The sequence below is a fragment of the Pseudomonas sp. PME37.24/006 genome, assembly GCF_055556635.1.
This window is the reverse complement of record NZ_JBVHNL010000002.1, coordinates 511,940-537,688: the sequence shown is the minus strand read 5'-3', so window position 1 is coordinate 537,688 and position 25,749 is coordinate 511,940. Positions and strand designations below refer to the sequence as shown.

Here is a 25,749-nt window from a genome sequence, read left to right as displayed (position 1 = left end):
TTGTTTATTGAGCAGTGCGCTGAGGCGAAAAGCAGTCGAAAGATCAGGGTAACTGGACAAGGACTCTGCCGATTCCGGGCGCCGCGGATTTTGCCTTGCCCTTTACCATCTAGAATGGCTTTATATCCTATTGTTACCGGATGTACGCGGGCCACAATGGCAGGGTATCGACGTCCGGCCTAATTGAGAGGAGTAGTAATGAGCGAGTCACTGTCCATTCACCATGACCTTGCCGGTCACCAGTTCGAGACCACAGTGGATGGTGATCGCGCATATCTGTCCTACATGGATCTGGGTAAGCAAACGCTGGATATCTATAGGACTTTCGTACCCAATTCGCTGCGTGGTCGTGGTATCGCAGCGGCCCTCACCGAGACCGCGCTCGATTACGCCGAACGTATGGGTTACACGGTAATTCCTTCCTGCTCCTATGTAGAGCGTTACATGGCGCGACGCGAAGGCTCTGCCGAGCAGAACTGAGGCGACGACAGCAAACAAAAACGCCGGGCATCTGCCCGGCGTTTTCATTGCTGTCGACTCAGCCGCGCTGGCGCTTGGGCAATACGTCTTTGAGTTTGACGTGCATGCTACGCAGGGTCTTCTCGGTGCTCTCCCAGTCGATACAGGCATCGGTGATCGACACGCCGTACTTGAGCTGCTGCAGGTCTTTCGGTATCGACTGGCTGCCCCAGCCAAGGTGGCTTTCGACCATCAGGCCGACGATCGACTGGTTACCTTCGAGGATCTGATTGGCGACGTTTTCCATCACCAATGGCTGCAAGCCTGGATCCTTGTTGGAGTTGGCGTGGCTGCAATCGACCATGACGTTCGGTTTGATGTTGGCCTTCTTCAGTTCCTGTTCGCAGATAGCCACGCTCACAGAATCGTAGTTCGGCTTGCCGTTGCCGCCACGTAGCACTACGTGACCGTAGGCATTGCCCGTGGTGGTGACGATGGATACGCCGCCTTGCTGGTTGATGCCCAGAAAACGGTGCGGGCTGGAAACAGATTGCAAGGCGTTGATGGCGACAGTCAGGCCACCGTCTGTACCGTTCTTGAAGCCAACAGCCGACGAAAGCCCAGAAGCCATTTCGCGGTGTGTCTGGGATTCGGTGGTGCGCGCGCCAATGGCGGACCAACTGATCAGATCCTGCAGGTACTGCGGCGAGATGGGATCCAGCGCTTCGGTGGCGGTGGGCAGACCCATTTCCGCGAGATCAAGCAGCAGCTTGCGGCCGATATGCAGACCGTCCTGGATCTTGAACGAGTCATCGAGATACGGGTCGTTGATCAGGCCTTTCCAGCCGACGGTGGTGCGCGGTTTTTCGAAGTACACACGCATCACCAGATAGAGCGTGTCAGATACTTCTTCTGCCAGCACTTTCAGGCGCTCTGCGTATTCGTGAGCCGCTTTGATATCGTGGATAGAGCAGGGGCCAACAACCACGAACAAGCGGTGATCCTTACCGTCGAGGATGTCACGCACCACTTGGCGGCCGGCAGAAACCGTGCGCTGGGCGCTTTCGGTCAGCGGAATCTCCAGCTTGATCTGCTCTGGGGTGATCAGGGTCTCGTTGGAGGCGACGTTAAGGTCGTTAATCGGTAAATCAGCCATCGTGCTTTTCATCAATTGCGTCATCAGGTCACGGAAGCCGGCCGCCAGCGATCCCCGTGCAGCGGGCACAGCGGTATGGGCACAGCGGGGAAGCCGAACCTTAGCGCGTTAGCGCCCGGCTAGACAATGATATTTAGGGTGTGAAGGCGCTAAACCTGTCATGCGCTGCTCCTGTCACTCTGGATGGCGATGCCACCAGGAGGTCACGCACTGGTTTGGCGTTCGCGATGGTTGCAAGTTTGTAATCTGTGGCAGAGCTGCTCGAGCATAGATAGGCGCAACCGCTGTCGTACAGCCGTTGGCGAGGCTGGAATAGAATACTCTTCGGCTCGGGTAAGAAGATGCAGCTCGACTGCGCTGCCTTGAATGAGTGGGCGCGTATAGTCGCGTGCCGCGCCACGAGTGCGATGTTGTCGAGATTTTGCCAGAGGTTGCGATTTTGGCTGGTTAGCTGTAATTCCCCCGATAGATCATTGCTATGACGAAGAAGCTGACGCATGACAAATCCCTCCAATTCCCCTCACATTGATAGTGCCTCGGCGAGTAAAGCGAGCGAGCTGGAACTGACCGATTTTGATGCCGATCAGCAACTGCTGAGCCTGCCAGGCATCTCCTTGATCATCTTCACCAGCCAGGGTTGCACCACTTGCCGCTATGCACGTGAGCTATTACCCAGACTATCGCTACCCATCGAGCGGCTGGCATGGATTGACGCCGGCGCCAATGGTGGCCTTGTTCAACGCTATGAGGTTTTTCACCTGCCTACGCTGTTTCTGGTACGGGATGGGCACTTCCATGGCGCATTGCAAAGCCGGCTTGAAGGTGCCGAGCTTGGAAAGGTTATTGGCGAGGTACTTGGCCGAGAGCCTCAAGAGCTGCCTTGAGCCTGCTGCCTGGCACGAGCCTTATATAGCAATGCGTCCTGAATGAACGCTTGGCCGCTCACTTATGGTAGCTGCTGCTAAGCTCAAGCGAGGCTTGGCCGTGTCGGCAGTCGAGGAGGCCGCATGATTCGTTCGATTCTCTATGCAACCGATCTCGGCCTTTATGCACCTTATGTCCTGCAGCACGCGCTTGCGCTGGCGCGAAGCTTCAATGCACGGCTTTATGTGGTGCATGTCGTGGAGCCGATGGGGCTGTTCGCCGAATCGGTATTGCAGACCTATGTAGATGAGGCGCGGCTCAAGGAGCTACGTAGCACGGGGCTGGACACTGTGATGAACAGCATCGAGCTGCGGGTACTCGAAGGTTTTCGCGACGAGTTGGGGGAAAACCGTGACGACCTTGATCTTATCGGCTCCGTACAGGTGCTGAGGGGCGATCCGCCGCTGACCATTCTCGAAGAGGCGCAGAAGCTTGGTGTGGATTTGCTGGTCGTAGGCAGCCACAGCCATGGCGCAGCATTAGAGGTTCCGATGGGGAGAACGGCGTCGAGGTTGCTGCAGCTATCCGAGGTGCCCGTCTACTTGGTGCCCATGCTGCAGCACCGTTCTCGTCATTAATGATCAGTGTGAACCTAGGTAAAAAATCTATATTCACTATCTGAACCATTAATATGGTTATATATCGAAATGACGATCAGGCTGCCTATCCGCTTTGAGGGATTTATATGAAGCTTCAGCAACTGCGCTACATCTGGGAAGTCGCGCACCATGACCTCAATGTCTCAGCCACGGCGCAGAGCCTCTATACCTCACAGCCTGGAATCAGCAAACAGATCCGCTTGCTCGAGGACGAATTAGGTGTGGAAGTGTTCGCCCGCAGCGGTAAACACCTGACGCGCGTGACGCCAGCGGGTGAGCGGATCATCACCACGGCCGGTGAGATTCTGCGCAAGGTCGAAAGCATTAAGCAGATCGCCCAGGAGTTCTCCAACGAGAAGAAAGGCACGCTGTCCATCGCTACTACCCACACTCAGGCACGCTACGCCTTGCCGCCGGTAATTAGCAGCTTCATCAAGCAGTATCCGGATGTGGCGCTGCACATGCACCAGGGCACGCCGACGCAGATTGCCGAAATGGCCGCCGACGGCACCGTCGATTTCGCCATCGCTACCGAAGGTCTCGAGCTGTTCAACGACTTGGTGATGATGCCTTGCTACCGCTGGAATCGCTGCGTGATCGTGCCTCAGGGGCATCCGTTGGCGAAGCTGCCCAAGTTGACCCTGGAAGCTCTGGCCGAGCATGAGATCGTTACTTATACCTTCGGCTTTACCGGTCGCTCCAAGCTCGATGAAGCGTTCAGCCACCGCGGTCTTACCCCCAAGGTAGTGTTTACCGCAGCCGATGCCGATGTGATAAAGACGTACGTGCGCCTTGGCCTCGGTGTGGGCATCGTGGCCAAGATGGCCATCGATCCAAACTTGGATCCGGATCTGGTCGTGCTCGATGCCAGCGAGCTGTTCGAGTCCAGCGTGACCAAGATCGGCTTCCGTCGCGGCACCTTCCTGCGTGGCTTCATGTGCGACTTTATCGAGAAGTTCGCCCCCCACCTGACTCGTGATGTGCTGGCCAAGACCGTGCAATGTCACAACAAGGTCGAGCTCGAAGAGCTGTTCAAGGGCGTGGAGCTGCCGCTGCACTAATTGCTGCGTTAAAACGAAAAAGGCGCCCATGAGGCGCCATTTTCGTTGGTGCAAGAATCAATGGCTCAGGTGCAGGCCGCACTCACGGTTATCTTCGCCCTTGGTCGGGTCGAAGTAGTCGAAGTTGTTCGGCAGGCCATGGGCGGTGAGGTACTGATACAGATCCTTGGATGACCAGTGCAGCAGCGGTGCGACCTTGATCAGGCCGTCCGGGTTGATGCTTACCGGCTGCATCTGCGCGCGCACGGCCGTGTCGGTTGCGCGTAGCGCCGTAAACCAGACGCTCGGTGCGGTTTCACGTAGAGCGCGGGCGAATGGCTCCAGCTTGACCTCTTCGGTGAACGCGGCGTGGCGCGGGTCGTCCAGCGCTGGTGTCGGGCCGTCGATGGCTTCACGATGGGCACGGCTGCGCTTGGGCAGGTAGGTGATCAGATTCAGGCCGAGCTGGCTGGTCACCTCGTCGGCGAACTTGTAGGTGGCATCGGTGTTGTAGCCGCTGTCCATCCACACGATCGGGGTGTCGGCCTTGGCCTGGCTGACCATATGCAGGATGACGGCTTCGAACGGGCGGAAGTTGGTGGTGCAGATCGCTGGTTTACCCAGGCCAAGTGCCCACTCGACCAGCTTTTCTGGCTGGTTGGCGAATTCGGCGTTGAGTCTGTCCAGGTCGAGATCCATTGCGGGCTCCAGGGCATGTGGATGAGAAGGGCGATGGTAGCAAATCTGCGCGACAGCCGGGGCCAGCCTTATCGTCAAAGCGCTGCCGCTTCTGTAGAGTTGCCGCCAACTTTCAAGCCCAACGTAGGAGTGTGCCGTGGAAATCGCTTGCCTCGATCTGGAAGGTGTACTGGTTCCCGAGATCTGGATCGCCTTTGCCGAGAAGACCGGAATCGAATCCCTCAAGGCGACCACCCGGGACATTCCCGATTACGACGTGTTGATGAAGCAGCGCCTGCGCATCCTCGACGAGCACGGCCTGAAGCTGTCGGATATCCAGGAAGTGATCGCCACGCTGAAGCCGCTGGACGGCGCCGTTGAGTTCGTCGACTGGCTGCGCGAGCGCTTCCAGGTGGTGATCCTGTCGGACACCTTCTATGAGTTCTCCCAGCCGCTGATGCGCCAGTTGGGTTTTCCGACGCTGCTGTGCCATCGCCTGATCACCGACGATACCGACCGCGTGGTGGATTATCAGCTGCGTCAGAGGGATCCCAAGCGCCAATCGGTGCTGGCCTTCAAGAGCCTCTATTACCGTGTCATCGCTGCTGGCGATTCCTATAACGACACCACCATGCTCAGCGAGGCCCACGCCGGCATTCTGTTCCATGCGCCGGAAAACGTGGTCCGTGAATTCCCGCAGTTTCCAGCCGTGCACACGTTCGCCGACCTCAAGGCAGAGTTCCTCAAGGCGTCCAATCGTCAGTTGAGTCTGTAAGAGGGTTGCCTGCTGCCGACGGGCGTCGGCAGCAGGGCAGGGCTCAGATTTCTGCAGGCGGGATGTGGCCGAACAGTTCCTGAGAGAAGCGCGTGCGTTCTTCGGCGTTTTCCTGAATGCCTTTGGCCGCCAGTTCTTCCAGGCGAGCCTCCACCGCATGGGCGCGATGGGTCAGGCCGCAATCGTTGGCGATCTGGATGTTTAGGCCGGGGCGGGCGTTGAGCTCGAGAATCAGCGGGCCTTTGTCCTGATCCAACACCATGTCCACGCCGATGTAGCCCAGGCCGCATAGCTCGTAACAGCCAGCGGCGAGCTTCATGAAGCCATCCCAGTTCGGCAACTGCACGCCGTCTACCGCATTGGTGGTGTCCGGGTGCTTGGTGATCTTGTTGTTCAACCAGGTGCCGCGCAGGGTCACGCCGGTTGCCAGATCCACACCAACGCCGATGGCGCCCTGGTGCAGGTTGGCCTTGCCGCCCGACTGACGGGTCGGCAGACGCAGCATGGCCATTACCGGGTAGCCCATGAGCACGATGATGCGGATGTCCGGCACACCTTCGTAGCTGATGCTCTTGAAGATGCTGTCCGGAGTCACCCGGTATTCGATCAGCGCACGATCCCGGTGTCCGCCGAGGGAATACAGCCCCGAGAGGATGCTGGAAATCTGCTGTTCGATCTCAGAGTGGCTGACGATCTTGCCGGATACCGTCTTGAAGCGATCCTCGAAACGGTCGGCGATTACCAGAATGCCGTCACCGCCAGCACCCTGGGCCGGCTTGACGACGAAATCGCTACGCTCGCCAATGATCTTGTCGAGGTTGTCGATCTCCTTCTCGGTGGAGATCACCCCGTACATTTCCGGTACGTGGATGCCGGCCTGAATCGCCCGCTCCTTGGTGATGATCTTGTCGTCGACGATGGGGTACAGGTGCCGTTTGTTGTACTTCAGCACGTAGTCCGCATTGCGTCGGTTGATACCCATGATGCCTTTGGCTTCAAGGGCCTTCCAGGTTTTCCAGAGACCTAACATTGGCTCAATCCTTCAGGAAGGCTTTGAAGCGGAACAGTTCGGTCAGGCGGTAGCCGCGGTAGCGACCCATCGCCAGCATGAAGCCCACCAGAATCAGCAGAATCGCCGGGAATGTGAAGACGAAGTAGACCAGTTCCGGCACGCTCATCAGCAGATGCGCGATGGTGGCGGCGAACAAGGTACCGATGGCAACCTTGAAGGCATGGCTACCGCCACGTTCTTCCCAGGTGATCGACAGGCGTTCGATGGTCATGGTCAGGATCACCATCGGGAACAGGGCTACGGACAGGCCGCGTTCCAGGCCCAGCTTGTGACTGAACAGGCTGATGGTGGCGATCAGCACGACCACGAAGGTCAGTACCACCGACAGGCGTGGCAGCATCTGCAGCTTCAGGTGTTCCAGGTAGGAGCGCAGCGACAAGCCGAGCGCGGTGATCACCGTGAACAGGAAGATACCGAAGCCCAGCTGCGTCTCGCGGAAGGCCAGGGCGATCAGCACCGGGGTAAAGGTGCCCAGGGTCTGCAGGCCGCCAAGGTTGCGCAGGATCAGAATGACCAGCACGCCGATGGGGATCATCACCATGATCATGAAGGTTTGCTGGGTCTGCAGCGGCAGGCCGTACAGCGAGTACTCCAGGAAGTCGGCGTCGGTGTTCTCATCGGTCAGCTGAGCGAGGCGTATGGCGTTCATCTCGCTGTTGTTGAGCGTGAAGGTGGTGGTTGCCTGGCGGCCGCCATCGAGGGTGACCAGCGGTTCGTCACCCGTCCACCAGACCAGGCGATCGTTCGGTAGGCCTTGTTCACCTGTTTCCGGGTTGAAGTACAGCCAGCGATCGCCGTTGAAGCTGCGCAGCCACAGCTCCGGGCTCTGTTGGATGTCGGCAGCCAGGCGAATGGTGTGGACGCGCTCCATGGGTACGTGGGCGATGGACAGCAGCAGTTCGACGGCCTGGGCCTTTTTGGTCGTGGAAGCATCGCCGCCGAGCAGCAGCTTGGCGTTGTCGTCATTGGTGTTGTTGACGCGCTTGATGGTCTCGCTGATGAAGGTTTCGACGTCGGCCGAGTGCTGACGAATCGGCGCCAACAGGGCTTCTGCGGCGATCTTCTCGGGGCCTTCGACCGGAATGCTGTCGCGGAAGATCGGGCCCTTGGCCTTGGCCTGTTCACCGCTGTAGCGCTTGGTCAGCACCAAACGGTAATAAAGAGTCTGCTTGCCGCTGGCGCGGCGCGCCGACCAGGTCACCTTGCGGTTGGCGTCGGCACGGTTGACGCTCACCCCATAGTTATTGGAAATGAAGCTCTCGTTGAGGCTGACGTAGTCCTGATTCAGCGGCGGCACGAACATCTGCAGCTTGATCGGGTCGCGGCCGTTGGCCTGGAATTCGACGCGGGTGTCGATGTTCCACAGGTCATCGGTCTCGTCGCTGCTGACCGGGATGCCAAGCACGAATATCTGATAGGCCGTAATCGCGATCCCCAGGCTCACCAGGATGGTGATGAGGATTTTCAGGTGCAGGGTGAGAGAGCGCATGGAATTACTCGCCGGATTTTGCGGTGGTACAGGCAGGTTTCCCTGCTGCGTATTTCAAACTTGGGTCGATCAGGGCATCGAAGCGCTTGAGTGCATCGGAGCCGATCAGAAGAGGGTATTGGAAGGCACTGCGATCGGTAAGGTTCACTTCGATCTGGCGCCTGACGCCGCCCATGCACACGTCGAGCTCGACGACCGGGCGTGCCGTGTAGGTCTTTTCGTCGTCGGAGTCGACATCGCCAGCACGTCGCTTGATCTTGCTGATACGTGCCAGCGGCCGCTCGATCGGGTGCGCGTGGGCATCATCGATGGCCAGATAGAAACGCACCCAACGCTCGCCGTCACGTTTGAAACGTTCGATATCACGGGCGCTGAGTGATGCGGTCTGGGCGCCGGTGTCGAGCTTGGCGGCCACCTCCACATCGATGTCGAGGCTGACGTATTCGTTCAGGCCATAGATGGTCTTGTCCGCTGCCACGGCAAAGCCGGGCAGGAGCAATAGGCAGAAAAGCAGGGTGAAGGGCTTGAGTCTCATAAATCCTGTCGGGTGGATCGCGATCAGTAGAGCGAATCTCGGGCAGGGCCGCGTTCGCTGGCGTGGAGTCTAGCAGGCACCCCAGGGTATTGAATGGCGCGCATTCTAACATGGGGTTTTTCCGCGGTGACAGACGGTTATGGGCTTTGTATGTCTGCTTGCTGGGCTGTCGTTCTCAAGGAGAGAAACTGTTTATTGTCGACAATAGTATTTAGGGTTTGTACGAATAAGGCTTTTTAACTATATTTTATTCATTGTTTTTCTATGGTGTGTCGACAATATGCAAGAAGCCAGCGTGCTTGTCCTGGCCGCCGAGCAGGATGCGGAGACCCGCGCCGAACAGGTATTTCGCCGTATCCAGGCGGCTATCGTGAAAGGCGAGATCGCGCCAGGCAGCAAAATCTCCGAGCCCGAGCTGGCGCGTACCTATGGCATCAGTCGTGGCCCGCTGCGCGAGGCGATTCATCGCCTGGAAGGGCAGCGACTGCTGGTACGCATCCCCCATGTCGGAGCACGGGTGGTGTCACTCGACCGTGACGAGCTGATCGAGCTCTACGAGATCCGCGAGTCCCTCGAAGGCATGGCCTGCCGATTGGCTGCCGAACGTATGAGCGAGGCCGAAATCGATGATCTGCGCAGGGTGCTGGATACCCATGAGCGCGATGAAGCCTTCCAGGCCGGAGTGGGCTATTACCAGCAGGAAGGCGACTTCGACTTTCATTACCGCATCATCCACGGCAGCGGCAATCGCACCCTCGTGAAGATGCTCTGCGGTGAGCTTTATCAACTGGTGCGCATGTACCGTATCCAGTTCTCCGCTACGCCCAACCGTCCGCCCCAGGCGTTCGCCGAGCACCACCGCATTCTCGACGCCATTGCCGAGCGTGATGGCGAGTTGGCCGAGTTGCTGATGCGCCGGCACATCGGCGCCTCCAGGCGCAATATCGAGCGCCATTACCAGGGCGCCCATCCCATCACCGTCAAGTCCCGAGGCAAGTCATGAGTCAAAGCACGCCAGGTCAGCGCTTTCGCGATGCGGTCGCCAACGAGCAGCCGTTGCAAGTCGTCGGCGCCATCAATGCCAACCATGCGCTGTTGGCCAAGCGCGCCGGATTCAAGGCTATTTATCTGTCGGGCGGTGGCGTTGCCGCTGGTTCTCTGGGGCTTCCGGATCTCGGCATCACCGGGCTAGATGACGTGCTCACCGATGTGCGGCGCATCACCGATGTCTGCGACCTGCCGCTGTTGGTCGATGTGGATACCGGCTTCGGCAGTTCGGCATTCAATGTGGCGCGTACTGTCAGGTCGATGATCAAGTTTGGCGCCGCCGCGATCCATATCGAGGATCAGGTGGGTGCCAAGCGCTGCGGTCACCGGCCGAACAAGGAGATCGTTTCCCAGCAGGAAATGGTCGACCGCATCAAGGCCGCAGTGGACGCGCGTACCGACGACAGTTTCGTGATCATGGCGCGTACCGATGCGTTGGCCGTCGAGGGTCTGGAAGCCGCTCTGGATCGTGCCGCAGCCTGTGTCGAGGCCGGCGCCGATATGGTCTTCCCGGAAGCCATCACCGAGTTGCAGATGTACAAGACCTTCGCCGCTCGGGTGAGGGCGCCAATTCTCGCCAACATCACCGAGTTCGGCTCCACGCCGCTGTTCACCACCGATGAGCTGGCCTCGGCCGATGTGGGCCTGGTGCTCTATCCGCTCTCGGCATTTCGCGCCATGAACAAGGCGGCGGAAAACGTCTACACGGCAATTCGTCGTGATGGCACGCAGCAGAATGTCATCGACACCATGCAGACTCGCATGGAGCTATACGAGCGCATCGACTATCACGCTTTCGAGCAGCACCTCGATGCGTTGTTTGCCCAGAAAAAGAGCTGAAACCCGTTCCGCTGATGAGGCGGCGCGGTACGAATTGCACATCCGACAATTTCAAGAAAACGGGAGCGAGCAATGGCTGAAGCAAAAGTGTTGAGTGGCGCTGGCCTGCGTGGCCAGGTAGCCGGGCAGACCGAACTGTGCACCGTGGGCAAGACCGGTGCCGGCCTGACCTATCGGGGTTATGACGTGCGCGAGCTGGCCGCAGGGGCGATCTTCGAGGAAGTCGCCTACCTGCTGCTGTATGGCGAGCTGCCCAACCAGGTGCAACTGGATGGCTACCTGAAGAAACTCCAGGGCCTGCGTGATCTGCCCGCAGCGCTCAAGGAAGTGCTGGAGCGCATTCCCAAGGATGCCCATCCCATGGACGTGATGCGTACCGGCGCCTCGGTGCTGGGCAACCTCGAGCCCGAGACCAGTTTCGAGCAGCAGCGCGACAAGGCCGACCGACTGCTCGGCGCCTTTCCGGCGATCATGACCTACTGGTATCGCTTCACCCACGAAGGCCAACGTATCGATTGCAGCAGCAGTGAACCGACCATCGGCGGTCATTTCCTGGCGCTGCTGCATGGCCAAAAGCCCAGCGAGCTGCACGTTAAGGTGATGAACGTGTCGCTGATTCTGTATGCCGAGCATGAGTTCAATGCATCGACCTTCACTGCGCGGGTGTGCGCCTCGACGCTCAGCGACATCTTCTCCTGCGTCACCGCGGCCATCGGTTCCCTGCGCGGGCCGTTGCATGGCGGTGCCAACGAGGCGGCGATGGAGATGATCGAGCGCTTCGCCTCGGCAGAAGACGCCACTGCCGGCACCCTGGCGATGCTCGAGCGCAAGGACAAGATCATGGGCTTCGGCCATGCGATCTATAAGGAGTCCGACCCGCGCAACGAGGTGATCAAGGGCTGGAGCAGAAAACTCGCCGATGAAGTGGGCGACAAGGTGCTGTTCCCGGTTTCCGAGGCGATCGACAAGGTCATGTGGGAGCAGAAGAAGTTGTTCCCCAACGCAGACTTCTACCACGCCTCGGCGTATCACTTCATGGGCATCCCCACGAAGTTGTTCACGCCGATCTTCGTCTGCTCGCGGGTTTCCGGCTGGACGGCTCACGTGTTCGAGCAGCGTGCCAACAACCGCATCATTCGCCCCAGTGCCGAATATACCGGCGTCGAGCAGCGTCCGTTCGTGGCGCTGGATCAGCGCTGAAGTAATGCTCGCGGCCCACTTCGGTGGCGCCGCGACCCCTATAAAGAGCGCAGCCGGCTCGAACGGCGCGCCAGCTATTTCACCGTGATCGAGTTTCGTGCCATGACCCTGACCATGAACAGCGCCAACCGCAAGCCGCTACCAGGCACCTCGCTGGAATTCTTCGATACCCGCGCGGCGGTCGATGCCATCCAGCCCGGTGCCTACGCCACGCTGCCGTACACCTCGCGAGTGCTGGCGGAGAACCTGGTGCGTCGCTGTGATCCAGCCACGCTCACTGCGTCGCTGACGCAACTGATCGAGCGCCGCCGTGACCTGGATTTCCCCTGGTATCCGGCGCGGGTGGTGTGCCATGACATTCTCGGTCAGACCGCGCTGGTGGATCTTGCCGGGCTGCGTGATGCGATTGCCGACAAGGGCGGCGATCCTGCCCAGGTCAACCCGGTGGTGCCGACCCAGTTGATCGTCGACCACTCCCTGGCCGTGGAGTGCGGTGGTTTCGACCCGGATGCGTTCGCCAAGAACCGCGCCATCGAGGATCGCCGCAACGAGGATCGCTTCCACTTCATCGAGTGGACCAAGAAGGCGTTCAAGAACGTCGACGTGATCCCGCCGGGCAACGGCATCATGCACCAGATCAATCTGGAGAAGATGTCGCCGGTGGTGCAGGTGCAGGGCGGGGTAGCCTTTCCCGATACTTGCGTGGGCACCGACAGCCACACGCCGCATGTCGACGCGCTGGGCGTGATCGCCATCGGTGTAGGCGGCTTGGAAGCGGAGAGCGTGATGCTCGGGCGGGCCTCGTGGATGCGTCTGCCGGATATCATCGGCGTTGAGCTGACCGGTCGGCCGCAGCCTGGGATCACCGCCACCGATGTGGTGCTGGCGATCACCGAATACCTGCGCCAGGCCAAGGTGGTCGGCGCCTATCTGGAGTTCTTCGGGGAGGGGGCCGCAGCGCTGACCCTCGGTGACCGCGCGACTATCTCCAACATGACCCCGGAGTTCGGTGCCACCGCCGCGATGTTCGCCATCGACCGGCAAACCATCGACTACCTCAGGCTGACCGGTCGTGAGGATGAGCAGGTTCGCCTAGTCGAGACCTATGCCAAGGCCACCGGCCTGTGGGCCGACGACCTAGTCAGCGCCGAGTACGAGCGGCTGCTGAGCTTCGATCTGTCGGGCGTGGTACGCAACATGGCCGGCCCCTCCAACCCGCACAAACGTCTGCCGACCTCGGCACTCGCCGAGCGCGGCATCGCCGGTGCCTGGGAAGACGTGCCCGGGCAGATGCCCGATGGCGCGGTGATCATCGCCGCCATCACCAGTTGCACCAACACCAGCAACCCGCGCAACGTGATCGCGGCTGGGCTGTTGGCGAAAAAGGCCAATGAACTGGGGCTGCTGCGCAAGCCCTGGGTCAAGTCGTCCTTGGCGCCGGGCTCGCGGGCGGTGCAACTGTACCTGGAGGCCGCAGGCCTGCTACCTGAACTGGAAAAACTCGGCTTCGGTATCGTCGGCTTTGCCTGCACCACCTGCAATGGCATGAGCGGCGCACTGGATCCGGTGATCCAGCAGGAAATCATCGAACATGACCTCTACACCACCGCCGTTCTGTCGGGTAACCGCAACTTCGACGGGCGCATTCACCCCTATGCCAAGCAGGCGTTCCTGGCGTCACCGCCCCTGGTGATCGCTTACGCCATTGCCGGCACCATTCGCTTCGATATCGAAAAGGATGTGCTGGGCGTGGTGGACGGGCGAGAAATCCGCCTCAAGGATCTCTGGCCAGCGGATGAAGAAATCGACGCAGTGGTCGCGGCCAGCGTCAAGCCCGAGCAGTTCCACAAGGTCTACATCCCCATGTTCGCCGTGCAGCCGGACAACGGCGAACGCATCAGCCCGCTGTATGACTGGCGGCCGATGAGCACCTACATTCGCCGTCCGCCTTACTGGGATGAGGAGGGCGAAGGCGCCATGGCGGGTGAGCGTACCCTCACCGGCATGCGCCCGCTGGCGGTGTTGCCGGACAACATCACCACCGATCACCTGTCGCCGTCCAACGCCATCCTGGCCGACAGCGCTGCCGGTGAATACCTGGCGAAAATGGGCTTGCCGGAAGAAGACTTCAACTCCTACGCCACCCACCGCGGCGATCACCTGACCGCCCAGCGCGCTACCTTCGCCAACCCGCAACTGGTCAATGAAATGGCCGTGGTCGATGGCCAGGTGAAGAAGGGCTCGTTGACCCGCCTGGAACCCGAGGGAAAAGTGGTGCGGATGTGGGAGGGCATCGAAACCTACATGCAGCGCAAGCAGCCGCTGATCATCGTGGCTGGCGCCGACTACGGGCAGGGCTCGTCCCGCGACTGGGCAGCCAAGGGGGTGCGCCTGGCCGGGGTGGAGGCGATTGCCGCCGAGGGTTTCGAGCGGATTCACCGCACTAATCTGATCGGCATGGGCGTGCTGCCGCTGGAGTTCAAGCCAGGTACTACGCGCCTTACCCTCGGCATCGACGGCAGCGAGACGTTCGATGTGATCGGCGCCCGCAGGCCGCGCGCCGATCTGACGCTGGTCATCCGTCGGCGTGACGGGGAAACCCTCGAGGTACCCATGACCTGCCGCCTGGACACCGCCGAGGAAGTATCGATCTACGAGGCCGGGGGCGTGTTGCAGCGCTTCGCCCAGGATTTCCTGGAGTCGGCCAAGGCCTGACAGGGCTTGGTGGAAGGCGCACCAGGCTGCGGCCTGGTGCCCGGTACAGAACATCGCGACTTAAACAGGACAGACATTCATGGCCCATGTACCGCAAGTGAAAATTCCCGCCACCTATATGCGTGGAGGCACCAGCAAGGGTGTGTTCTTTCGCCTGGAGGATTTGCCCGAGCGTTGCCAGGTGCCGGGTGAGGCTCGCGACAAGCTGTTTATGCGGGTGATCGGCAGCCCCGATCCTTATTCCGCGCATATCGACGGCATGGGTGGCGCTACCTCCAGTACCAGCAAATGCGTGATTCTGTCGAAGAGCAGCCAGCCCGACCACGACGTGGATTACCTCTACGGCCAGGTGTCCATCGACAAGGCCTTCGTCGACTGGAGTGGCAACTGCGGCAACCTGTCTACGGCGGCGGGTGCGTTCGCCCTGCATGCTGGGTTGATCGACCCGGCTCGCATTCCGCAAAACGGCACCTTCGTGGTACGCATCTGGCAGGCCAATATCCACAAGACCATCATTGCCCACGTTCCCGTCAGCGACGGCCAGGTGCAGGAGACGGGTGACTTCGAACTCGACGGGGTGACCTTTCCGGCGGCGGAGATCGTGCTGGAGTTTCTCGACCCTTCAGACGGCGGCGAGGAGGGCGGCTCGATGTTTCCGACCGGCAATCTGGTCGATGACCTGGAGGTGCCCGGTGTCGGTACCTTCAGGGCCACCATGATCAGTGCCGGCATTCCCACGGTATTCGTCAACGCCGAGGACCTTGGCTACCAGGGCACTGAGCTGCGCGAAGCGATCAATGGCGACCCGGCGCAGCTCGCGCGCTTCGAGAAGATCCGCGTGGCCGGCGCCCTGCGCATGGGCCTGATCAAGAGCGCTGAACAGGCGGCGACCCGGCAGCACACGCCGAAAATCGCCTTCGTCAACCCACCGAAATCGTACACGTCATCGAGTGGGAAAACGGTTGAGACCGGGGAGGTCGATCTGCTGGTACGCGCGCTGTCCATGGGCAAACTGCACCACGCGATGATGGGCACTTGCGCGGTGGCGATCGGCACCGCGGCAGCCATTCCCGGCACGCTGGTGAATCTGGCCGCGGGTGGCGGCGAGCGCAGCGCGGTGCGCTTCGGTCATCCCTCCGGCATGCTGCGGGTGGGCGCCGAGGCAACCCATGACGGCAAGCAATGGCTGGTAACCAAGGCCATCATGAGCCGCAGTGCGCGGGTGTTGATGGAAGGTTGGGTGCGCGTACCGGGCGATGCTTTCTAAACGACCGGCTCACCGGATCAGTGCTGTGTCGTACCGATCAGCAATCCGCCCGCGCCCATGAAGAAGGCGCCGGTGGTGCGATTCAGCCGCTGTGCGCCGCGACTGGTGCGAATGAAGCGGCGAATCTGCCGACCGAACAGGGCGTAGACCAACGACGCGGCGTACTCGGCAAGCAGGTAGGTCGCGCCCAGGTAGACGAACTGCTCGATGGCTGGCTGGCCCGGCTTGATGAACTGCGGGAACACTGCAGCGAACAGCAGGATTGCTTTCGGGTTGCTGATACCTATCAGAAACTCCTGCAGCATCAGGCGGCTTATCCGCCGTTGCGGCTGTACGGCAGGCACCGCGCCGTCCAGCTCCAGGCCGCTGAATTCCCGGCTGCGCCAGGCGCTGATGCCCAGATAAAGCAGATATAGCGCGCCTACCCATTTGATCGCCGTGAAGGCTGTTTCCGAAGCCAGCAGCATGGCGCCCAGGCCGATGGCGGAAATGCTCAGGAAGATGGCGAATGCCACTGCACGGCCTGTGGTCGCCAGCACGGCCGCGCCGATGCCGTGGCGAATGCCGTTGTTCATCGCGCAGAAGTTGTTCGGCCCTGGCGTCAGTGCGATCAGCATGGCGACAGGGGCGAAGAGCACGGCATCGAGCAGGGTCATGGGGCACGTCCAGAAAGAGTGCGAGTTATTTGAAGCGCCGTTCGACGCCTTTTTCCACCAGAATCTTGGCGGAGATTTCTTCTACCGAGAAGTGCGTGGAGTCGATGAAGTTGATCGATTCGCGGCGGAACAGGCCTTCCACCTCGCGCACCTCGAACTCACACTGAGCATAGCTGGAGTAGCGGCTGTTGGGTTTGCGTTCGTTGCGGATGGCAGCCAGGCGATCCGCATCGATGGTCAGGCCGAACAGCTTTTCGCGGTACTTCTTCAGCGAAGCTGGCAGTTGCAGGCGTTCCATGTCGTCTTCGGTGAGCGGGTAGTTGGCGGCACGGATGCCGTACTGCATGGCCATGTACAGGCAGGTTGGCGTCTTTCCACAGCGCGATACGCCGACCAGAATCAGATCTGCCTTGTCGTAATAATGCGTACGTGCGCCATCATCGTTGTCGAGGGCGAAGTTGACCGCCTCGATACGCTCCATGTAGTTGGCGTTGTGGATGATCGAATGCGACTTGCCCACCGAGTAGGAGGAGTGCGAGTTGAGCTCCTGCTCCAGAGGCGACAGGAAGGTCGAGAAGATATCGATCATGAAACCACGGGACTCGGCCAGGATGTCGTGGATCTGCTGATTGACGATGGTGGCGAAGATGATCGGGTTGGCGCCGTCTTTGTCGGCGGCGTTATTGATTTGTTGTACCATCGCCCGCGCTTTTTCCACGCTATCGACGTACGGTCGCGTGAGCTTGGTGAAACCGATGGTCTCGAACTGGGCCAGCAGGCTCTGACCCAGCGCTTCTGCGGTGATACCGGTGCCGTCGGAGATGAAGTACGCGGTTCGATTCATTGCGACAATGGCCTTAAGCTGAGAGCGAATCTTGGCTATGATGGGCCAGTTTTGCGGCCCCCGATGGGCTTGCATTGTTACTTATTTTCCAGGGCCAGGCCATTGTCCACACGGCGCGAGCCGGCGGCTTTTCCAGCCCCATGAGCTTTTCCAACACTGAAGTGGAGAGATCACCTTGGCAGAGTACGTAGTTTCCCTCGATAAGCTCGGCAATCACGATGTCGAGCATGTAGGGGGCAAGAACGCCTCCCTTGGCGAGATGATCAGCAATCTGGCGGGCGCCGGCGTTTCGGTTCCCGGTGGTTTCGCCACTACGGCACAGGCCTACCGCGACTTTCTCGAGCAGAGTGGGCTCAACGCGCAGATCCACGAAGCGCTGGACGCTCTGGATGTCGACGATATCAACGCCCTGACCAAGACCGGTGCGCAGATTCGTCAGTGGGTGATGGACGCCGATTTCCCCGAAGCGCTCAACCAGCAGATCCGCACCGCATTCGCCGCCATGGCGGGTGGCAACGACAACATGGCCGTTGCCGTGCGCTCCTCGGCGACCGCCGAAGACCTGCCCGATGCGTCCTTTGCCGGCCAGCAGGAAACCTTCCTCAATATCCGTGGCGTAGAAAACGTCATCCGCGCCGCCAAGGAAGTCTTCGCTTCGCTGTTCAATGACCGTGCCATCGCTTACCGCGTGCATCAGGGCTTCGACCACAAACTGGTCGCCCTGTCTGCCGGCGTACAGCGCATGGTGCGCTCGGAAACCGGTACTGCCGGGGTGATGTTCACCCTCGACACCGAATCGGGCTTTCGCGACGTGGTATTCATCACCGGTGCTTACGGCCTCGGTGAAACGGTCGTGCAGGGCGCGGTCAACCCTGACGAGTTCTACGTGCACAAGCACACCCTCGAAGCGGGCCGCCCGGCGATTCTACGTCGCAACCTGGGCAGCAAGGCGATCAAGATGATCTACGGCGACGAAGCCAAGGCCGGCAAGTCGGTCAAGGTCGTCGACGTCGACCGCGCCGAACGCGCGCGCTTCTGCCTGAGCGATGCCGAAGTCACCGAACTGGCCAAGCAGGCGGTGATCATCGAGAAGCACTACGGCCGCCCGATGGACATCGAGTGGGCCAAGGACGGTGACGACGGCAAGCTGTACATCGTCCAGGCGCGCCCCGAGACCGTGAAGAGCCGCGCCAACGTCACCGTGATGGAGCGCTACCTGCTCAAGGAGACCGGCACCGTGCTGGTCGAAGGTCGTGCCATCGGCCAGAAGATCGGCGCCGGCAAGGTGCGGGTCATCAACGACGTGTCGGAAATGGACAAGGTTCAGCCCGGCGACGTACTGGTTTCCGACATGACCGATCCGGACTGGGAGCCAGTGATGAAGCGCGCTAGCGCCATCGTCACCAACCGTGGCGGGCGTACCTGCCACGCGGCGATCATCGCCCGTGAACTGGGTATTCCGGCCGTGGTCGGCTGCGGCAATGCCACCCATGTGCTGCGTGACGGCCAGGGCGTGACCGTTTCCTGTGCCGAGGGCGACACCGGTTTCATCTTCGAAGGCGAGCTGGGCTTCGACATTCGCAAGAACTCCGTCGATGCCATGCCCGAGCTGCCGTTCAAGATCATGATGAACGTCGGCAACCCGGATCGCGCCTTCGACTTCGCCCAGCTGCCCAACGCCGGTATTGGCCTGGCGCGTCTGGAATTCATCATCAACCGCATGATTGGCGTGCACCCCAAAGCGCTGCTGAACATGGACGGCCTGCCGCCGGAAATCCGCGAAAGCGTCGAGAAGCGCATCGCCGGCTATGACGATCCGGTGAATTTCTACGTCGAGAAGCTGGTCGAGGGCATCAGCACCCTGGCTGCGGCGTTCTGGCCGAAGAAGGTCATCGTGCGCCTGTCCGACTTCAAGTCCAACGAATACGCCAACCTCATCGGCGGCAAGCTGTACGAGCCGGAAGAAGAGAACCCAATGCTCGGCTTCCGTGGTGCCTCGCGTTACATCAGCGAGTCGTTCCGCGATTGTTTCGAGCTGGAATGCCGGGCGCTGAAAAAGGTCCGCAACGAGATGGGCCTGACCAACGTCGAGATCATGGTGCCTTTCGTGCGTACCCTGGGCGAAGCCAAGCAGGTGGTCGATCTGCTGGCCGAGAACGGCCTGGCGCGCGGTCAGGATGGTCTCAAGGTCATCATGATGTGCGAGCTGCCGTCCAACGCCATTCTTGCCGAGGAATTCCTCGAGTACTTCGACGGCTTCTCCATCGGCTCCAACGACCTGACTCAGCTGACCCTGGGGCTGGATCGCGACTCCGGTATCGTCGCTCACCTGTTCGATGAGCGTAACCCGGCGGTCAAGAAGCTGCTGTCGAACGCCATCCAGGCGTGTAACAAGGCTGGCAAGTACATCGGTATATGCGGTCAGGGCCCGTCGGATCACCCGGATCTGGCGCGCTGGCTGATGGAGCAGGGCATCGAAAGCGTCTCCCTGAACCCGGATTCGGTGCTGGAAACCTGGTTCTTCCTCGCCGAAGCCCAGCCTAGCTGACTGAGATGCGCTGAACCGTGACCCGAGGGCAGGTTCTACCTGCCCTTTTTTGTGACCCGCATTCCCGCTGGCTGACTTTATATGACAGCCAGCTGTTTCCCGACATTTTGTGGCCTGTCGACTAGTGATCAACCGTCGTCGACAGCGTGCTGTATCAGAGCGAAGAAGATGCAAAGCAGTAGTGAGTTGTTTCCCGTAGCGCTGATCAGTGCCGAGTTGCGTGGCGATCTGACTGAAGATGTCTACCGTCTCAAGCCTGGCAACAGCCCGGACTTCAGCGTCGAACTGGCGCTGACCCGCTTGGCGGTCGCGGGGCAGGAGTGCGTGCGTGGCGAACCGGTGATCCTGCTGCACGGCAGTTTCTCCAATCGGCGTTTCTGGTACTCGCCCAGGTGCATAGGCTTGGCGCCGTACCTGGTTCGCGCCGGGTTCGATGTGTGGATCGCGGAAATGCGTGGCCATGGCCTGTCGCCGCGCAACCTCGCCTATCGTCAAAACTGCGTGGCCGACTATGCGCGTTACGACCTGCCGGCAATCGCGGCCTTCGTTGCCGAAAAGAATCCGCGTCCTGCGCACTGGCTTGGCCACTCGCTAGGCGGCCTGACCCTGGCCGCAGCGCTGGGCGGCGGCTATCTGCAGCAGGGCGCTATCGCCAGCGTCGGGCTGTTCGGTAGCGAAATCAGCCGCCGCTACTGGGCGCTCAAGGTGCCGCCAATCGAGTGGCTGGCGCGCCTGCTGCTCAAGCGTTTTGCGGCACTGTCCGGCTCGCGGCTCAAGCGCGGGCCCGAAGACGAGCCGATCGGCATCGCTCTGGAAACCCTGCGCTGGCACCGCTTGTTCGGTCGTTTCGGCGATGCTGAACGGGACTGGTGGGCCGGTTTGAATGAGGTACAGGTGCCATTGCTGGTAGTGGCGGGCGAGGGTGACCTTGAGTGTCCGCCTGCGGCGTGCCGGGCGCTGTTCGAGCAATTCGCCTCGGTCGATCGGCAGTTCGTCAACCTGAGCCGTGTCCAAGGCTTTCAGCAGGACTACGACCACGTGCAGATGCTGGTCAGCAAGCAGGCGCAAGACGAAGTCTGGCCGCTGGTTCGCCGCTGGCTCGAGGGAGAGCGGCAGTCGCCAGTCGCTACCGCGCAGGAGCAAAGCGATGCGAGCATTCCTGCTACGCCGTGATCCGGCTAAGATTGCCTCGTCAATCGCCGCGACGCCTGGCCACACAGTGCCCGTCGCGTGGCTGAGAGAGCTATGCTGCAGGCCACGATCACCCATTCAGGAGCTTCGCCATGCAATACATCACGCCCGATCTGTGTGACGCCAACCCGGAACTGGTCAGCGTCGTGGAGCCGATGTTCAGCAATTTCGGAGGCCGCGATTCGTTCGGTGGGCAGATCGTCACCGTCAAATGCTTCGAGGACAATTCCCTGGTCAAGTCCCAGGCCGATGAGCCCGGTGCTGGCAAGGTGTTGGTGGTCGACGGCGGAGCCTCGCTACGTTGCGCGCTGCTTGGCGACATGATCGCCGAGAAGGCCGCGAAGAACGGCTGGGAAGGCATGGTGATCTATGGCTGCGTGCGTGACGTCGATGTGCTGGCGCAGACCCACCTTGGCGTTCAGGCCCTGGGCAGCCACCCGATGAAGACCGAGAAGCGCGGCCTGGGTGATCTCAACGTGGTGGTCACTTTTGGCGGCGTGACTTTCCGCCCGGGCGAGTACCTGTATGCCGACAACAACGGCATCATCGTTTCGCCGCAGGCCTTGCAGGTCGAGTAAATCAGCTTGTCGTAGCCACATGGCTGCCGTGATGAATCATCAGGGGTATGGATGTACGAGGAAGACAACGCGCAGTGGGGCCTGGTGCACGGCTTCGTGCTGGATGGTAAAGGCGGCGCCTGTGCGGTAGCGCGCGAGCAACTCGACGAATTGCAACTGGAGGAGGGGCAGAGCCTTTGGTTGCACTGGGATCGCAGCCACCCGCAGACCCAGAGCTGGTTGCGCCGCGACAGTGGTTTGAGCGAGTTTGCCTGCGATCTGTTGCTCGAGGAAAATACCCGGCCACGGGCATTGCCGCTGTCCAACGATGAGCTGCTGGTCTTTCTGCGTGGGGTCAACCTCAATCCGGGTGCCGAGCCCGAGGACATGGTTTCGGTACGAATTTTCGCTGAAGAGCGACGCATCATTTCCCTGCGCCTGCGTCCGTTGCGGGCCACCGAGGATCTGATCGAGCGACTACAGGCCGGCAAGGGGCCGAAGACAGCCTCCGAACTGGTGCTGCAGCTCAGCGATTACCTGACGGACAAGGTCGAGGATCTGGTGGCCGAGCTCTCCGAGCTGGTTGACGGCCAGGAAGAGAAGGTCGACGGCGATGAGCGAGCGTTGCCCGATCACGGCCTGCTGCTGCAAATCCGCCGGCGCGCAGCGAATCTGCGGCGCTTTCTGTCGCCACAGCGCGACATCTACGTACAGCTGACGCGTAGCCAGTTGCCCTGGCTCACCCACGAAGACGGCATCTACTGGAACGAGTTGAACAACCGCCTGCTGCGCTACCTCGAGGAGCTGGAGCTGACTCGCGAGCGCATCGGCCTGCTGCTGGAAACGGAGAATAGGCGCATGGACGTGCGTATGAACCACATCATGTTCCGTTTCGGCATCATCACCTGCGTCTTTCTGCCAATGAGCTTCGTCACTGGTCTGCTGGGGATCAACGTCGGTGGTATTCCGGGTGCTGACAACCCGTACGGCTTCCTCGTCGCCTGTCTGCTGATGCTGTCGATCGGCTTCGGGCAGTGGTTGTTGTTCCGGCGCCTGCGTTGGGTCTGATGTGACTTGCGTCTCAGGCGCTTCGTCTAGCGAAGACGTTCTATGAGGTCTGCCATGCACGATCCATTCGAAGAATCCCTGCGTGATCTGTTGAAAGCCTCGTCTTCGCCATCGCGCGACGACGACGCTTGTCTGAACCGCGTCCTGAAGACCGCCAACCGCCAGGTCGGTGCGGGCGACCTGTTCGGCTTGATGGGGCACTGGGCCGGCGCCCTGATGATTGCCCTCAACAATGGCTCTTCCCATGTAGCACCGGTGTCGCGTCGCCGTGCTTCTGCTCGCTCTTCTGATAAGGCTGAATGAAATGGAACTCGATCCTTGGACTCATAGCCTGGTCGCCGCGATGACGGCGTTGTGGACGAAAGTCGCCAGCTTTATTCCCAACCTGTTCGTGGCCCTGGTGCTGGTGTTGCTCGGTTTCGTGGTCGCCAAGCTGCTCGATACGCTGCTTTCCAAGCTGCTTGGCAAACTTGGCCTCGACCGCCTGATGGCCGGCACCGGCCTGACCAAGATGCTAGGCCGCGCGGGCTTTCAGGTTCCGGTTTCGACGCTCATCGGCAAAATTGTCTATTGGTTCGTACTGCTGATATTCCTGGTTTCCGCTGCTGAGTCGCTGGGCCTGGAGCGCGTTTCCGCAACGCTGGACGTGCTCGCCCTGTATCTGCCGAAGGTTTTCGGCGCCGCGCTAATCCTGCTGGCTGGCGTGCTGCTGGCGCATCTGCTCAGCGGTCTGGTACGCGGGGCTGCGGAGGGTGTTGGTCTGGACTACGCCCATGGCTTGGCACGGCTGGCCCAGGGGTTGGTGATCATCATCAGCATCTCCGTGGCCATCGGCCAACTGGAAGTGAAGACCGACCTGCTTAACAACGTCATCGCCATCGTGCTGATTTCCGTGGGCCTTGCGGTTGCGCTGGCGCTCGGCCTCGGTAGCAAGGAGCTGGCCAGCCAGATCCTTGCCGGTATCTATGTGCGTGAGCTTTATCAAGTAGGGCAGGAGATCGAAGTGGGCGGCGTTGAAGGGCAGATCGAAGAAATCGGTACGGTGAAGACCACCGTATTGACGGACGCTGGCGAGCTGATATCGCTCTCCAATCGCGTGCTGCTCGAGCAGCGGGTAAGCAGCCGCTGAGGGGGCATTTCTGCTACCCTATGCGCCCAGCCAGCGGCCTGTACGAACAGGTGCTGGCTGCTTTCATTCTGACCGTTGGCCCGATCTGCTTTGAACGCACCCCAATTACCGTCACTGCGCTATGACCCACGCGAGCTATCCGACGAGGAGCTGGTGGCGCGTGCCCATGACGAGCTGTTCCACATCACTCGAGCTTACGAAGAGCTGATGCGGCGTTATCAGCGCACCTTGTTCAATGTATGTGCGCGATATTTAGGGAACGATCGCGATGCGGACGATGTCTGTCAGGAAGTGATGCTGAAAGTTCTATACGGACTGAAGAATTTCGAAGGTAAATCGAAGTTCAAAACCTGGCTCTACAGCATTACTTACAACGAGTGCATCACCCAGTACCGCAAGGAGCGTCGCAAACGTCGTTTGATGGATGCGCTGAGTTTGGATCCTCTCGAAGAGGCGTCTGAAGAAAAGGCGCCAAAGGTAGAGGAACCGGGTGGTTTGGATCGATGGCTTGTGCATGTAAACCCGATTGACCGTGAAATTCTGGTGTTGCGCTTTGTTGCAGAGCTGGAGTTCCAGGAAATTGCTGACATCATGCATATGGGGCTGAGCGCCACGAAAATGCGTTACAAGCGTGCGCTCGACCGATTGCGAGAGAAGTTTGCAGGCGTTACCGAAAGTTAGTTCGGGCAGGTTTTTCTGGCAAAGGTGAGTTTTGTTAAACTTACCGAAGACTCACATGTCTATCTGCATGTGAAGCAATCACTCTATAGATGAGATGGGGATTTAACGGATGAAACTGAAAAACACCTTAGGCGTTGTCATTGGCTCCTTGGTAGCCGCAACCTCCATGGGCGTGCTGGCTCAAGGCCAAGGCGCTGTCGAGGTGGAAGGCTTTGCCAATCGCTATTTCACCGACACACAGCGTGACTTCGCTCATGACGAAGGCAACCTGTTCGGCGCAAGCGTTGGTTACTACCTGACCGACGACGTTGAACTGGCTCTGTCCTACGGCGAATACCACGACCTGCGTGGCGAAGGCGCTGCTGGCAGCAAGAACATCAAGGGCAACCTGACTGATCTTAAAGCTCTCTACCACTTCGGTCAGCCAGGTGTAGGCCTGCGTCCGTACGTTTCTGGCGGCGTTGGCCACCAGAGCATTGGCGACGCCAACAAAGGCGGTCGTGATACTTCCACTCTGGCTATCGCTGGTGCTGGTGCCAAGTACTACTTCACCGAGATGCTGTACGCACGTGCTGGCGTTGAAGCCCTGTACAACATCGACAAAGGTGACACCGAGTGGCAAACCGGCGTTGGTGTCGGTCTGAACTTCGGTGGCAGCACCCGTCAGGTTGCCCAGGTCACTGAGCCGGCTCCAGAGCCAGTTCCAGCTCCGGCTCCGGTCGTTGAAGAAGCACCGCAAGTGGTTCGCGTTGAGTTGGACGTCAAGTTCGACTTCGACAAGGCTGCTGTTAAAGAAGAAAGCTATGGCGACATCAAGAACCTGGCTGACTTCATGAACCAGTACCCGCAAACCAGCACCAACGTTGAAGGTCACACCGACTCCGTCGGTACTGACGCCTACAACCAGAAACTGTCCGAGCGTCGTGCAAACGCTGTTCGTGACGTTCTGGTCAACCAGTACGGCGTAGGCGCTAATCGCGTCAACTCCGCTGGCTATGGTGAGTCGCGTCCGGTAGCTGACAACGCTACCGAAGAAGGTCGTGCGATCAACCGTCGCGTTGAAGCTGAAGTAGAAGCCCAAGCCCAGTAATAGGCTTAGGTTGTAAGAAAAACCCGGCTTCGGCCGGGTTTTTCTTTGCCTGGAGAAAAGCGCGTAGTGCTGCAAGTAAAAACGGCATCTACCAGGCTACCCGATGGGGGAAGGTGACCTGGCAGACGCCGTATCCGTTACTCAGCTTCCCAATATGAGGCCGCCGATTTAGTGTCTCAATGCAATAGC

At 60.1% G+C, this 25,749-nt stretch carries 25 protein-coding genes; 18 read left to right on the top strand and 7 right to left on the bottom strand.

The features are described from left to right. Window positions 1-198 precede the first annotated feature (198 nt). A complete protein-coding gene (locus ACZ3GY_RS07970) occupies window positions 199-480 on the top strand; it encodes a GNAT family N-acetyltransferase (protein ID WP_465909585.1) in 282 nt (93 codons plus the stop codon). Window positions 481-538: 58 nt separating this feature from the next. On the opposite strand, the gene ACZ3GY_RS07965 is transcribed toward ACZ3GY_RS07970, so the two are convergent. After that, window positions 539-1,615, bottom strand: coding sequence for a 3-deoxy-7-phosphoheptulonate synthase (locus tag ACZ3GY_RS07965; RefSeq protein ID WP_463564723.1), 1,077 nt, complete (start codon window positions 1,613-1,615; stop codon window positions 539-541). Between the two features lie 497 nt (window positions 1,616-2,112). On the opposite strand from ACZ3GY_RS07965, the gene ACZ3GY_RS07960 reads away from it, so the two are divergent. From ACZ3GY_RS07960 to cysB, 3 genes are all read left to right on the top strand, one after another. Then, window positions 2,113-2,499 carry a thioredoxin family protein gene (locus tag ACZ3GY_RS07960; RefSeq protein ID WP_463564724.1) on the top strand — a complete coding sequence of 129 codons (387 nt, stop codon included), beginning with the start codon at window positions 2,113-2,115 and terminating at the stop codon, window positions 2,497-2,499. A gap of 123 nt (window positions 2,500-2,622) precedes the next feature. Then, entirely contained in the window at window positions 2,623-3,117 is a 495-nt protein-coding gene (locus ACZ3GY_RS07955) for a universal stress protein (protein ID WP_463564725.1), read from the top strand. 107 nt (window positions 3,118-3,224) lie between these two features. Next, window positions 3,225-4,199 carry an HTH-type transcriptional regulator CysB gene (gene cysB / locus ACZ3GY_RS07950; protein ID WP_463564726.1) on the top strand — a complete coding sequence of 325 codons (975 nt, stop codon included), beginning with the start codon at window positions 3,225-3,227 and terminating at the stop codon, window positions 4,197-4,199. Between the two features lie 57 nt (window positions 4,200-4,256). Here the strand turns inward: cysB and ACZ3GY_RS07945 are convergent, their stop codons facing one another. Beyond that, window positions 4,257-4,877: a phosphoadenosine phosphosulfate reductase domain-containing protein gene (locus ACZ3GY_RS07945; protein WP_465909584.1), complete on the bottom strand. Its 621-nt coding sequence runs from the start codon at window positions 4,875-4,877 to the stop codon at window positions 4,257-4,259. A gap of 136 nt (window positions 4,878-5,013) precedes the next feature. Here ACZ3GY_RS07945 and thrH point away from each other — a divergent pair, with 136 nt between their 5' ends. After that, complete coding sequence (gene thrH, locus ACZ3GY_RS07940; RefSeq protein ID WP_465909583.1) at window positions 5,014-5,631, top strand: bifunctional phosphoserine phosphatase/homoserine phosphotransferase ThrH; 618 nt, start codon at window positions 5,014-5,016, stop codon at window positions 5,629-5,631. Between the two features lie 43 nt (window positions 5,632-5,674). Here the strand turns inward: thrH and ACZ3GY_RS07935 are convergent, their stop codons facing one another. Genes ACZ3GY_RS07935 through rloA form a run of 3 tightly spaced genes read right to left on the bottom strand, consistent with a single transcriptional unit; the run spans window position 5,675 to window position 8,727 of the window. Beyond that, window positions 5,675-6,661, bottom strand: coding sequence for an alpha-L-glutamate ligase-like protein (locus ACZ3GY_RS07935; RefSeq protein WP_225832692.1), 987 nt, complete (start codon window positions 6,659-6,661; stop codon window positions 5,675-5,677). Window positions 6,662-6,665: 4 nt separating this feature from the next. Then, the gene (gene rloB, locus ACZ3GY_RS07930) at window positions 6,666-8,192 is read right to left on the bottom strand and encodes an osmotic stress tolerance membrane protein RloB (RefSeq protein WP_463564729.1); all 1,527 of its coding nucleotides are present in this window, start codon (window positions 8,190-8,192) and stop codon (window positions 6,666-6,668) included. A 4-nt stretch (window positions 8,193-8,196) separates the two neighbouring features. Further along, entirely contained in the window at window positions 8,197-8,727 is a 531-nt protein-coding gene (gene rloA / locus ACZ3GY_RS07925; protein ID WP_465909582.1) for a retropepsin-like aspartic peptidase RloA, read from the bottom strand. Window positions 8,728-9,007: 280 nt separating this feature from the next. Here rloA and ACZ3GY_RS07920 point away from each other — a divergent pair, with 280 nt between their 5' ends. From ACZ3GY_RS07920 to prpF, 5 genes are all read left to right on the top strand, one after another. Further along, window positions 9,008-9,730: a GntR family transcriptional regulator gene (locus ACZ3GY_RS07920; RefSeq protein ID WP_465909580.1), complete on the top strand. Its 723-nt coding sequence runs from the start codon at window positions 9,008-9,010 to the stop codon at window positions 9,728-9,730. Next, window positions 9,727-10,614, top strand: a complete 888-nt coding sequence (prpB, locus tag ACZ3GY_RS07915; protein WP_463564732.1) for a methylisocitrate lyase — start codon at window positions 9,727-9,729, stop codon at window positions 10,612-10,614. The genes ACZ3GY_RS07920 and prpB overlap by 4 nt, the downstream gene beginning before the upstream one ends. Window positions 10,615-10,686: 72 nt before the next feature. Continuing rightward, window positions 10,687-11,814, top strand: coding sequence for a bifunctional 2-methylcitrate synthase/citrate synthase (gene prpC / locus ACZ3GY_RS07910; RefSeq protein ID WP_465909579.1), 1,128 nt, complete (start codon window positions 10,687-10,689; stop codon window positions 11,812-11,814). 114 nt (window positions 11,815-11,928) lie between these two features. Then, the gene (gene acnD / locus ACZ3GY_RS07905) at window positions 11,929-14,529 is read left to right on the top strand and encodes a Fe/S-dependent 2-methylisocitrate dehydratase AcnD (RefSeq protein WP_465910017.1); all 2,601 of its coding nucleotides are present in this window, start codon (window positions 11,929-11,931) and stop codon (window positions 14,527-14,529) included. Between the two features lie 79 nt (window positions 14,530-14,608). Further along, window positions 14,609-15,796 (top strand): 2-methylaconitate cis-trans isomerase PrpF, encoded by a 1,188-nt coding sequence (prpF, locus tag ACZ3GY_RS07900; RefSeq protein WP_465909578.1) that lies wholly within the window; start codon window positions 14,609-14,611, stop codon window positions 15,794-15,796. A 17-nt stretch (window positions 15,797-15,813) separates the two neighbouring features. Here the strand turns inward: prpF and ACZ3GY_RS07895 are convergent, their stop codons facing one another. Together ACZ3GY_RS07895 and ppsR are read right to left on the bottom strand one after the other, a co-directional pair. Then, complete coding sequence (locus ACZ3GY_RS07895) at window positions 15,814-16,452, bottom strand: LysE family translocator (RefSeq protein WP_465909577.1); 639 nt, start codon at window positions 16,450-16,452, stop codon at window positions 15,814-15,816. 25 nt (window positions 16,453-16,477) lie between these two features. After that, entirely contained in the window at window positions 16,478-17,296 is an 819-nt protein-coding gene (gene ppsR, locus ACZ3GY_RS07890; protein WP_225832681.1) for a posphoenolpyruvate synthetase regulatory kinase/phosphorylase PpsR, read from the bottom strand. Window positions 17,297-17,471: 175 nt separating this feature from the next. Between ppsR and ppsA the strand changes: the two genes are divergently transcribed. The 8 genes from ppsA to ACZ3GY_RS07850 all read left to right on the top strand — a co-directional run bounded on the left by ppsA (window position 17,472) and on the right by ACZ3GY_RS07850 (window position 25,560). After that, window positions 17,472-19,844: a phosphoenolpyruvate synthase gene (gene ppsA, locus ACZ3GY_RS07885; RefSeq protein WP_465909576.1), complete on the top strand. Its 2,373-nt coding sequence runs from the start codon at window positions 17,472-17,474 to the stop codon at window positions 19,842-19,844. A gap of 168 nt (window positions 19,845-20,012) precedes the next feature. Then, the gene (locus ACZ3GY_RS07880) at window positions 20,013-21,017 is read left to right on the top strand and encodes an alpha/beta fold hydrolase (RefSeq protein WP_465909575.1); all 1,005 of its coding nucleotides are present in this window, start codon (window positions 20,013-20,015) and stop codon (window positions 21,015-21,017) included. Between the two features lie 110 nt (window positions 21,018-21,127). Then, entirely contained in the window at window positions 21,128-21,613 is a 486-nt protein-coding gene (gene rraA / locus ACZ3GY_RS07875; RefSeq protein WP_042553754.1) for a ribonuclease E activity regulator RraA, read from the top strand. A gap of 51 nt (window positions 21,614-21,664) precedes the next feature. Then, complete coding sequence (gene cmaX, locus ACZ3GY_RS07870) at window positions 21,665-22,660, top strand: divalent cation transporter CmaX (protein WP_463564739.1); 996 nt, start codon at window positions 21,665-21,667, stop codon at window positions 22,658-22,660. A gap of 54 nt (window positions 22,661-22,714) precedes the next feature. Beyond that, complete coding sequence (locus tag ACZ3GY_RS07865; protein WP_463564740.1) at window positions 22,715-22,963, top strand: CrfX protein; 249 nt, start codon at window positions 22,715-22,717, stop codon at window positions 22,961-22,963. A gap of 1 nt (window position 22,964) precedes the next feature. Next, window positions 22,965-23,789, top strand: a complete 825-nt coding sequence (locus ACZ3GY_RS07860) for a mechanosensitive ion channel family protein (RefSeq protein WP_463564741.1) — start codon at window positions 22,965-22,967, stop codon at window positions 23,787-23,789. A 90-nt stretch (window positions 23,790-23,879) separates the two neighbouring features. Beyond that, window positions 23,880-24,470, top strand: a complete 591-nt coding sequence (sigX, locus tag ACZ3GY_RS07855; RefSeq protein WP_463564742.1) for an RNA polymerase sigma factor SigX — start codon at window positions 23,880-23,882, stop codon at window positions 24,468-24,470. A 109-nt stretch (window positions 24,471-24,579) separates the two neighbouring features. After that, complete coding sequence (locus ACZ3GY_RS07850) at window positions 24,580-25,560, top strand: OmpA family protein (protein ID WP_463564743.1); 981 nt, start codon at window positions 24,580-24,582, stop codon at window positions 25,558-25,560. The last annotated feature ends 189 nt before the right edge of the window (window positions 25,561-25,749 follow it).

Excerpts from the sequence above, each read along its gene's own strand:
- ACZ3GY_RS07935 (WP_225832692.1), bottom strand. The coding sequence starts at position 6,661 with ATGTTAGGTCTCTGGAAAACCTGGAAGGCCCTTGAAGCCAAAGGCATC.
- ACZ3GY_RS07945 (WP_465909584.1), bottom strand. The coding sequence starts at position 4,877 with ATGGATCTCGACCTGGACAGACTCAACGCCGAATTCGCCAACCAGCCA.
- ACZ3GY_RS07865 (WP_463564740.1), top strand. The coding sequence starts at position 22,715 with ATGCACGATCCATTCGAAGAATCCCTGCGTGATCTGTTGAAAGCCTCG.
- ACZ3GY_RS07960 (WP_463564724.1), top strand. The coding sequence starts at position 2,113 with ATGACAAATCCCTCCAATTCCCCTCACATTGATAGTGCCTCGGCGAGT.
- ACZ3GY_RS07970 (WP_465909585.1), top strand. The coding sequence starts at position 199 with ATGAGCGAGTCACTGTCCATTCACCATGACCTTGCCGGTCACCAGTTC.
- ACZ3GY_RS07860 (WP_463564741.1), top strand. The coding sequence starts at position 22,965 with ATGGAACTCGATCCTTGGACTCATAGCCTGGTCGCCGCGATGACGGCG.
- ACZ3GY_RS07920 (WP_465909580.1), top strand. The coding sequence starts at position 9,008 with ATGCAAGAAGCCAGCGTGCTTGTCCTGGCCGCCGAGCAGGATGCGGAG.
- ACZ3GY_RS07955 (WP_463564725.1), top strand. The coding sequence starts at position 2,623 with ATGATTCGTTCGATTCTCTATGCAACCGATCTCGGCCTTTATGCACCT.
- ACZ3GY_RS07895 (WP_465909577.1), bottom strand. The coding sequence starts at position 16,452 with ATGACCCTGCTCGATGCCGTGCTCTTCGCCCCTGTCGCCATGCTGATC.
- ACZ3GY_RS07965 (WP_463564723.1), bottom strand. The coding sequence starts at position 1,615 with ATGGCTGATTTACCGATTAACGACCTTAACGTCGCCTCCAACGAGACC.
- ppsR (WP_225832681.1), bottom strand. The coding sequence starts at position 17,296 with ATGAATCGAACCGCGTACTTCATCTCCGACGGCACCGGTATCACCGCA.
- acnD (WP_465910017.1), top strand. The coding sequence starts at position 11,929 with ATGAACAGCGCCAACCGCAAGCCGCTACCAGGCACCTCGCTGGAATTC.
- prpC (WP_465909579.1), top strand. The coding sequence starts at position 10,687 with ATGGCTGAAGCAAAAGTGTTGAGTGGCGCTGGCCTGCGTGGCCAGGTA.
- prpB (WP_463564732.1), top strand. The coding sequence starts at position 9,727 with ATGAGTCAAAGCACGCCAGGTCAGCGCTTTCGCGATGCGGTCGCCAAC.
- rloA (WP_465909582.1), bottom strand. The coding sequence starts at position 8,727 with ATGAGACTCAAGCCCTTCACCCTGCTTTTCTGCCTATTGCTCCTGCCC.
- rraA (WP_042553754.1), top strand. The coding sequence starts at position 21,128 with ATGCAATACATCACGCCCGATCTGTGTGACGCCAACCCGGAACTGGTC.
- ACZ3GY_RS07880 (WP_465909575.1), top strand. The coding sequence starts at position 20,013 with ATGCAAAGCAGTAGTGAGTTGTTTCCCGTAGCGCTGATCAGTGCCGAG.
- rloB (WP_463564729.1), bottom strand. The coding sequence starts at position 8,192 with ATGCGCTCTCTCACCCTGCACCTGAAAATCCTCATCACCATCCTGGTG.
- cysB (WP_463564726.1), top strand. The coding sequence starts at position 3,225 with ATGAAGCTTCAGCAACTGCGCTACATCTGGGAAGTCGCGCACCATGAC.
- prpF (WP_465909578.1), top strand. The coding sequence starts at position 14,609 with ATGGCCCATGTACCGCAAGTGAAAATTCCCGCCACCTATATGCGTGGA.
- ACZ3GY_RS07850 (WP_463564743.1), top strand. The coding sequence starts at position 24,580 with ATGAAACTGAAAAACACCTTAGGCGTTGTCATTGGCTCCTTGGTAGCC.
- cmaX (WP_463564739.1), top strand. The coding sequence starts at position 21,665 with ATGTACGAGGAAGACAACGCGCAGTGGGGCCTGGTGCACGGCTTCGTG.